General features: G+C 46.4%; 10 protein-coding genes and 2 tRNA genes. All 12 read left to right on the top strand.

The features are described 5' to 3' along the window. The first annotated feature begins 2 nt into the window (after positions 1-2). The 12 genes from WMO62_RS15095 to dnaB all read left to right on the top strand — a co-directional run bounded on the left by WMO62_RS15095 (position 3) and on the right by dnaB (position 8836). A tRNA-Asn gene (locus WMO62_RS15095) sits at positions 3-74 on the top strand. 11 nt (positions 75-85) lie between these two features. Then, positions 86-156: transfer RNA gene (locus WMO62_RS15090), tRNA-Cys, on the top strand. A gap of 133 nt (positions 157-289) precedes the next feature. Then, positions 290-1852, top strand: a complete 1563-nt coding sequence (hcp, locus tag WMO62_RS15085; protein ID WP_349145193.1) for a hydroxylamine reductase — start codon at positions 290-292, stop codon at positions 1850-1852. Between the two features lie 60 nt (positions 1853-1912). Beyond that, a complete protein-coding gene (locus WMO62_RS15080) occupies positions 1913-2641 on the top strand; it encodes a 4'-phosphopantetheinyl transferase family protein (protein ID WP_349145192.1) in 729 nt (242 codons plus the stop codon). 16 nt (positions 2642-2657) lie between these two features. Then, a complete protein-coding gene (locus WMO62_RS15075) occupies positions 2658-3377 on the top strand; it encodes an NAD-dependent protein deacylase (RefSeq protein WP_349145191.1) in 720 nt (239 codons plus the stop codon). Between the two features lie 15 nt (positions 3378-3392). Beyond that, entirely contained in the window at positions 3393-3572 is a 180-nt protein-coding gene (locus WMO62_RS15070; RefSeq protein ID WP_118439417.1) for a DUF951 domain-containing protein, read from the top strand. 187 nt (positions 3573-3759) lie between these two features. Continuing rightward, positions 3760-4047 carry a 30S ribosomal protein S6 gene (gene rpsF / locus WMO62_RS15065; protein WP_117498430.1) on the top strand — a complete coding sequence of 96 codons (288 nt, stop codon included), beginning with the start codon at positions 3760-3762 and terminating at the stop codon, positions 4045-4047. 26 nt (positions 4048-4073) lie between these two features. Then, positions 4074-4541, top strand: coding sequence for a single-stranded DNA-binding protein (locus tag WMO62_RS15060; RefSeq protein WP_117498432.1), 468 nt, complete (start codon positions 4074-4076; stop codon positions 4539-4541). 42 nt (positions 4542-4583) lie between these two features. Further along, positions 4584-4847 (top strand): 30S ribosomal protein S18, encoded by a 264-nt coding sequence (gene rpsR, locus WMO62_RS15055; protein WP_117498434.1) that lies wholly within the window; start codon positions 4584-4586, stop codon positions 4845-4847. 134 nt (positions 4848-4981) lie between these two features. Next, positions 4982-7030, top strand: a complete 2049-nt coding sequence (locus WMO62_RS15050; RefSeq protein WP_118439421.1) for a DHH family phosphoesterase — start codon at positions 4982-4984, stop codon at positions 7028-7030. Then, positions 7030-7476, top strand: a complete 447-nt coding sequence (rplI, locus tag WMO62_RS15045) for a 50S ribosomal protein L9 (RefSeq protein ID WP_117498438.1) — start codon at positions 7030-7032, stop codon at positions 7474-7476. The genes WMO62_RS15050 and rplI overlap by 1 nt, the downstream gene beginning before the upstream one ends. Positions 7477-7489: 13 nt before the next feature. After that, positions 7490-8836, top strand: coding sequence for a replicative DNA helicase (dnaB, locus tag WMO62_RS15040; RefSeq protein ID WP_349145190.1), 1347 nt, complete (start codon positions 7490-7492; stop codon positions 8834-8836). The last annotated feature ends 20 nt before the right edge of the window (positions 8837-8856 follow it).

The raw sequence follows: 8856 nt of genomic DNA, 5'->3' as shown, positions 1-8856 counted from the left end.
ATTCCTCGATAGCTCAATGGTAGAGCACACGGCTGTTAACCGTGGTGTTGTAGGTTCGAGCCCTACTCGGGGAGCTTTTCAATATGGCGACATGGCCAAGTGGTAAGGCAAAGGTCTGCAACACCTATATCACCAGTTCGAATCTGGTTGTCGCCTCTCTTAACTCCTTGATTACAAGGAGTTTTTTTATTGCCAAAATGTATGTAGAATCTGTTTACCTGCGTATAAAATTTTCCAGAACCGGGGATAGTGAAAACAAAAAGACAAGGAGATACGAAGAATGTCAGATATGTTTTGCTATCAATGCCAGCAGACAGCTGGAAATAAGGGATGTGTGAAGGTGGGTGTATGCGGAAAGCAGCCGGATACGGCTAGGCTTCAGGATGAGTTGGTGATTGCCCTGATCCGGCTGGCGGAGGCGGTGCAGGAAAAGGGAGTACGAACCAGAGAGACGGACCGGTTATTGATCGATGGCTTATTTACCACGCTGACCAATGTGAATTTTGATAATCAGGCAATCCAGGGAGTGATCGATCGGGCAGTGGAGGAGCGTAAGAAGCTGGAGATGAAAGAGATCCCGGTGGTGGATCTCTTTGTGGGAGAGACGGATCTGGTATCCCTTCGTTCTACGTTACTGTTCGGTATGAAGGGTATGGCGGCGTATGCCCATCATGCGGACCGGCTGGGACAGAGAGATGAGGAGATCAACCAATGGTTTTACAAAGGCTTATGTGAAATCAACCGGGAAAATTCCGTCAATGAGTGGCTGGAGCTGATTCTGGAATTTGGCCGGGTCAATCTGAAGTGTATGGAATTACTGGATAAGGCTAATACAGAGAACTTCGGAACACCGGTGCCTGCGAAGGTTCATACAGACATTAAGAAAGGGCCGTTTATCGTGGTATCCGGTCATGACCTGGAAGATCTGAAGGAGTTGCTGGAACAGACCAAGGGGAAAGGGATCAACGTCTATACCCATGGAGAGATGTTGCCGGCTCATGGTTACCCGGAGCTTTCCAAATACGAGCATCTGGCGGGAAATTTTGGAACTGCATGGCAGAATCAGCAGAAGGAATTTGTGGATATTCCGGCGCCGGTATTATTTACAACCAACTGTCTGATGCCTCCAAGACCAAGTTATGAGGATCGGATCTACACTACATCAGTGGTAGGTTATGAAGGAATGGTGCATATTCAGGAGGGTGTCGACGGAAAGAAAGATTTTTCACCACTGATTCGTCAGGCACTGGAGCTGGGCGGTTATGAGCATGACCGAAGCATGAGTGGAATCAATGGCGGTCATATTATGACCACAGGATTTGCCCATGGAACGGTGCTGGCAAATGCTCAGAAGTTGATCAGTGCCATCCGTCAGGGAAAGATCAAACACATTTTTCTGGTGGGAGGCTGTGACGGAGCACAGCCGGGACGAAATTATTATACGGAATTTGTAAAGCAGACTCCTATGGATACGTTGGTGCTCACACTGGCCTGCGGTAAATTCCGGTTCAATGATCTGGATCTGGGAGAAATCGAAGGACTTCCACGGATCATGGATATGGGACAGTGTAACGATGCGTACAGTGCAATCAAGGTGGCGGTTGCGCTGGCGGAAGCATTTGACTGCGAGGTTAATGATCTGCCGCTGACTCTGGTGCTGACCTGGTATGAGCAGAAGGCGGTGTGCATTTTGCTGACCTTACTGGCACTGGGGATCAAAAATATTTATCTTGGACCTACGTTCCCGGCATTTTTATCAGAAGGGGTTACGAAGGTGCTGAGGGATGCCTATAACCTGCAGCCCATCACAGCTCCGGAGCAGGATCTTGACGCGATCTTGGGAAGAGGTTAAAACTATGGATTGCTCTGCCTGTTTATTTTTAGTATAATAAAGCAATAGAAGGAGCAGCGTATGATTCGAGTATTTACCATGAAAGCGGTCGGGAAGGATTTCCTGGCTGCTTCGTGGAGTCCATATCTGACAGAAGAAAGAAAGAAGCTGGCGGACCGTAAGAAAGGGGAACGGGAACGACAGCTTTTTCTTGGAGCAGAAGTATTATTAAACTTAAGTCTGCAGCAGGTAGATGCCCGGATTCCGATTCCGGCGAAATATAAGAGAAATGAACACGGGAAGCCTTATTTGGATGATCGTCAGGATATCTATGTGAATTGGTCCCATTCCGGAGATTATGTGATCTGTGCAGTGGCAGATCGGGAAGTGGGTATTGATCTGCAGTATGCAGGGAAAGAGCCGAAGAAATCGCTGGTGAGAAAGCTGCTGCAACCGGACGAACTTCATTTTTATGAGAATATACCGGAGTCAGAACGACAGAGACTGTTTTATGAATACTGGGCAGTCAAGGAGAGCTTCCTGAAGGTGCTGGGGACGGGATTTGCTACGCCCCTGGACAGATTTTACGTGGAATTCCGTAAAGGTTCTGATGTAAGTGATGCTGTGAAAAAAAATGCGATGAAAGTTCCATATATTATACAGAACATAAATCATAAACAGTACCTATGCCGATTACTTTCTGTAAAGGATGAAGGGTACACAGCGGCATTATGCATAGAAAGTCTGGATAAATCTCTCCAGGAAGGAGAGTTATTTTCCACTTTGGAAGTGGAAGAGATAGAAGAATAAACAGGAGGATCGTATCATGCAGCAGGAATTGGAAACCTTAAAAAAATGGATCGACAACAGTGATAACATTGTATTTTTCGGTGGCGCAGGCGTGTCCACGGAGAGTGGGATTCCGGATTTCCGGAGTGTGGACGGTCTCTATAAACAGCAGTATGATTATCCGCCGGAGACGATCTTAAGCCACACATTTTTCAGAAGAAACACGGAAGAGTTTTATCGATTCTACCGGGCCAAGATGCTGGCATTGGATGCAAAGCCCAATGCAGCACACAAGAAGCTGGCTCAATGGGAACAGGAAGGCAAGTTAAAGGCAGTTGTGACTCAGAATATTGACGGTCTTCATCAGGCGGCGGGCAGCAAGATGGTCTATGAACTTCATGGCAGTGTACATCGGAATTACTGTCAGAAATGCGGCGCATTTTACGATGCCAGATATATGCTGGAGAGCAAGGGAATCCCGAAGTGTGAAAAATGCGGAGGTATTATCAAGCCGGACGTGGTATTATATGAGGAAGGTCTTGACGATGCGACTATGAGAGGGGCGATCAGAGCCATCAGTCATGCAGATGTGCTGATTATTGGAGGAACCTCTCTGACGGTCTATCCGGCTGCAGGACTGATTGACTATTATAATGGAAATAAACTGGTATTGATCAATAAATCAGTGACACCTATGGACAGCAGAGCAGATCTGCTGGTACAAGGTCCTATCGGTGAAATATTCAGCCAGTTATAAGAAAGAGGAAAATATATGGAATATCAGATCGGTGATATTATTAAACTGAAAAAACCCCATCCATGTGGAAGTCAGGAATGGGAGATCCTGCGTGTTGGTGCAGACTTTCGACTGAAATGCATGGGGTGTGGACATCAGGTTATGGTGTCCCGGAAGCTAGTGGAAAAGAATACCAGAGGAATCCGCAAAGCCTGAAGTTTGTTATTATTCAGAGCTACATTCGTATTTGCAAATACATTCGCAAAATCTGCATTTTCTGCTTGATTTTCAGCAGGAAATATGGTAAAGTCTTTTATTGTGATATATTATAGCTCTGTAATCAGAGAAATTCCTTGCGCATAGCAATATGACCGTGCGCCAGAGACCAGAAGGAGGTAAAAGCATGAACAAATATGAATTAACACTTGTTGTGAATGCAAAAATCGAAGATGACGAGAGAGCAGCAGCCGTAGAGAAAGCGAAAGAGATTATCACTCGCTTTGGCGGTACTGTTACAGAAGTGGAAGACGCTGGCAAGAAGAGACTTGCTTACGAGATCCAGAAGATGAAAGAAGGATTCTACTACTTCGTTCAGTTCGATGCACCGGCTACTTGCCCGGCAGAAGTTGAGAAACGTGTTCGTATCGTAGACAACGTCATCCGTTATTTGTGTGTTCGCAAAGACGCATAAGAACAGCATATAAGAGGTGATTGTTAATGAATAAAGTAATTTTGATGGGTCGACTGACCCGTGACCCGGATGTACGCTACTCCAATGGAGAGCAGGCTACCGCAGTTGCCAGATTTACTCTTGCAGTAGATCGCAGAGTTGCAAGAAGAGATGGCGAGCAGACCGCAGATTTTATCGGATGTGTAGCATTTGGAAGAACTGCTGAGTTTGTTGAGAAATATTTCCGTCAGGGAATGCGTATGGTAATCAGTGGCCGCATCCAGACCGGAAGCTATACCAATCGCGATGGACAGAAAGTGTATACCACCGATGTGGTTGCAGAAGAAGTCGAGTTTGCAGAGAGCAAAGCTACCAGCGATGCACTTCGCAATAACAGCGGAATGGGTGGTGGATATCAGCCGCAGGCACCGTCTGCGCCGAGTCCCTCAGGAGCAGCCGGAGATGGTTTTATGAACATTCCGGATGGAATTGACGAGGAATTACCGTTCAATTAACAATCGAAGAAGATATCAGAATCGTGAAAAGGAGGAACCATCATGGCTTACACCAAAAATGAAAAAGGCGATGCCCCGAAGATGAGAAGAGGCGGCCGCAGAAGAAAGAAAGTCTGCGTATTCTGTGGAAAAGAAAATAATGAGATCGATTACAAGGATGTAAATAAATTAAAGAGATATGTTTCTGAGAGAGGAAAGATTCTTCCGAGAAGAATCACCGGAAACTGTGCAAAGCATCAGAGAGCTCTTACCGTAGCTATCAAGAGAGCAAGACATATCGCTCTTATGCCTTACACTGCAGAATAAGAACAAGCTTTTTGGGCACCGCATTTATAATGTGGTGTCCTTTTTATTATCTATAAAATCTCACTGCCTGTTTTATTACTTGTCCATACAGACGGATAATGGTATAATGAGCGATAGTGAGGAGAACATATATCATGGGAAAACTCGGGAAAATAAAAGGAAAGCTTCGGCTTTATATCAAATGGCCGTTATATCTGACGCTTCTGCTGCTGGTGGCCGGGTTGGGTGTTTATCTGATCTCACCGCAGGCAGGGCTGCTTATGGTAATCGTGATCATCATTTACGCAGCGATTGCAGGAGGTCTGTATATATATAACAAGCCATCGATCTATACAGATATGGTGTCCTTTGCGACCCAGTATGGACAGATCCAGAAGAATCTGCTGAAGGAGCTGGCGATTCCCTATGTCCTTTTGAGTGAGGATGGACGGATCGTGTGGAGCAACCGGGAGTTCAACAGGATCACAGGAAAGATCGGGAAATTTAATAAAGCGATCAATACGGTATTTCCGGAACTGAACCAGGGACTGCTTCCTACAGAAGAAGAGCCAGTCGTTTCTGTGAATCTGAAGTACGGAGAAGAAGATTACCGGGTGGAGATGAAACGGATCCAGATGGATGAGTGTCTGCCAAATGCTGAAGAGCTCATCGAGTCGGAAGCTGTGGAAGGCTGCCTGATCGCTCTGTATCTGTTTGATACCACGGAGATCAACCGTCGGATCAGAGAGAATGAAGACCAGCGTATGGTAGTTGGTCTGGTTTACATTGATAATTATGATGAAGCTCTGGAAAATGTGGAAGAAGTCAGAAGCTCTCTTCTGGTGGCGCTGATCGAGAGAAAGATCAACAAGTATTTCGGGGCTTATGACGGCATTGTGCGTAAGCTGGAAAAAGACAGATTTTTTGTAGTCATGCAGGAAAAAGCACTGACACAGATCCGTGAGACTCGTTTTGATCTGCTGCAGGATATTAAGACCGTTAATATTGGAAATGAGATGGCTATCACATTAAGTATTGGTATTGGTTCCGGCGGCGGTTCCTATACGGATTGTATGGAATATGCCAGAAGTGCCATGGATCTGGCTCTTGCAAGAGGCGGAGATCAGGCTGTCGTGAAGACGAAAGATCAAATTACTTATTACGGTGGTAAGACCCAGCAGATGGAAAAGAATACGCGTGTAAAGGCGCGTGTCAAAGCACAGGCATTCCGAGAGCTGGTGGAGACCAAGGATAAAGTGGTCGTTATGGGGCATAAGATGCCAGATGCGGATGCATTTGGTTCTGCAGTTGCCATTTATCGAGCTGCGAAGACCTTGAATAAGAAAGCCTATATTGTCGTCAATGAGGCAACGTCTGCCATGCGCCCGATGATGGAAGCATTTGCGGAGGCCAACAATCATGAACAGGGAATCGTGATTGGTAGCAGTCAGGCAAAAGAAATCGTAGACCGCAATACGGTGGTTGTTGTGGTCGATACCAACAAGCCAAGTTATACCGAGTGTGAAGAGATTCTTGCCATGACACCGACGGTCGTTGTATTTGATCATCACCGCAGAGGCAATGAGGTGATCCAGCATGCGGCGCTTTCCTATGTGGAGACCAATGCCTCATCTTCCTGCGAGATGGTTGCGGAGATCCTTCAATATTTTGCGGATAATGTAAGACTGAAGGGCGGAGAAGCCGATTGCATCTATGCAGGTATTATGATCGATACAGACAACTTTATGAGAAAAACGGGTGTGCGTACATTTGAAGCGGCAGCGTTTCTGCGCCGATGTGGTGCCGATGTGACCAGAGTCCACAAGATGTTCCGTACGGACATGGCAGAATATAAGGCGAGAGCGGAGGCAGTCCGTCATGCAGAGGTATATAAGGGATTTGCATTAACTGTGTGCCCGTCCAAAGGGCTGGCAAGTCCGACGATCGTCGGTGCGCAGGCGGCCAATGAGCTTTTGAATATTGTGGGAGTTCGCGCATCTATTGTGTTGACGGAATATAATGGCAGGATATATGTAAGTGCAAGATCTATTGATGATGTGAATGTACAGGTCATCATGGAGAAGATGGGTGGCGGAGGTCATCTGAATATGGCTGGAGTGCAGCTGGAATGTACACTGGAGGAAGCGATGCAGCAGGTGCGTGATACTCTGGATTGTATGTTCGAGAAAGGAGAACTGGAATAATGAAAGTAATTTTATTGGAAGATGTAAAGTCCTTAGGTAAAAAGGGACAGTTAGTAGATGTAAGTGATGGATATGCAAGAAATTTCATTCTGGCAAAGAAGCTGGGACTGGAGGCTACATCCAAGAATATGAATGATCTGAAGCTGCAAAAGGCTCATGAAGATAAGCTGGCAGCAGAGCGTCTGGCAGAAGCAAAGGCATTTGCAGAGGATCTGAAGAAAGTAGAAGTAACATTATCCATCAAGACCGGAGAGGGCGGAAAGCTGTTTGGTTCCATCTCTTCCAAAGAGATCGCACAGGCAGCAAAAGAGCAGCTCAACCTGGATATTGATAAGAAAAAACTGGTACTGCCGAATCCAATCAAAGCTGTCGGAACGACGCTGGTACCGATCAAACTGCACCCACAGGTGACCGGAGAACTGAAAGTTGTAGTCAGAGAAGCATAGGAGAACAGATATCATGGAGGAAGCGCTGATCAAACGAGTCATGCCGCATGACGAGGAGGCGGAAAGCTCGGTTATCGGAGCCATGCTGATCGACAATGAAGCAATCATGGTTGCCTCCGAGCTGATCACGGGGGAGGACTTCTATCAGAAGCAGATGGGAGTCGTCTATGATACCATGGTGGAGCTCTATAATGCGGGAAAACCGGTGGAGCCGGTGATCCTGCATACCAGCCTGAGAGAAAAAGGAGTGCCAGAGGAAGCCTGTGGTACAGATCGTATCCTGCAATGGATGACTCAGGTGCCAACATCTGCAAATATTAAATATTATGCAGAGATCGTTGCGGAAAAATCCGTGGCCAGACGGTTGATCCGACTGAATGAAGAGATTGCCAATACCTGTTATGCAGGTTCTGAAAAGCTGGAAGATACACTGGCCAATGCGGAAAAGAGGGTCTTTGATCTGGCACAGCGAGGCGGAGGCGGTGAGTTTGTGCCGATCCGACAGGTTGTTATCAATGTCATGAAAAAGATCGATGCTGCATCCCGTGCACGTGGTCGGGTAACAGGTCTTGAGACAGGATTTATGGATCTGGATTATAAGACTTCTGGTTTGCAGCCATCAGATCTTATTCTGATCGCAGCTCGTCCTTCCATGGGTAAGACGGCATTTGTTCTGAATCTGGCACAGCATATGGCTTTCAAGAAGGGTGTTCCGGTAGCAATCTTCAGCCTTGAGATGTCGAAGGAACAGCTGGTTAACCGTATGCTTTCTCTGGAGTCCCATGTAGATGCCCAGAAGATCCGTACCGGAAGGCTTAACGATGAAGAATGGATGAACCTGGTAGAAGGTTCTGCTAATATTGCAAATTCCAAGTTATTTATTGATGATACGCCGGGTATTACTCTGTCAGCCATGCGTTCTAAATGCAGAAAGCTGAAGATGGAGCATGATATACAGATCGTTATCATCGACTATTTACAGTTGATGAGCGGTAATTCCGGTAATAATGCATCACGTCAGCAGGAGATCTCTGACATTTCCAGAGGACTGAAGGCTTTGGCCAGGGAATTGAATGTACCGGTGATCGCATTATCTCAGCTCAGCCGTGCGGTGGAGCAGAGACCGGATCACAGACCGATGTTGTCAGACCTTCGTGAGTCTGGAGCGATTGAGCAGGATGCGGACGTTGTAATGTTTTTGTATCGTGAAGGATATTATAACAGAGATCTTTCAGAAGCAGAGCAGCGAGTGGCCGAAGTGATCATTGCAAAACAGAGAAACGGTCCTATCGGAACCGTGAATCTGCTCTGGATTCCGGAACTGACGAAGTTTACAGACATGGATCGAGAACCGGTTTAGAAAGGATTCATAATTATTTG

This window comes from Hominiventricola aquisgranensis (assembly GCF_040096225.1).
Classification (GTDB): Bacteria; Bacillota; Clostridia; order Lachnospirales; family Lachnospiraceae; genus Hominiventricola; species Hominiventricola aquisgranensis.
The sequence above is the reverse complement of the archived record's forward strand: the minus strand, read 5'-3'. Positions and strand labels throughout refer to the sequence as shown.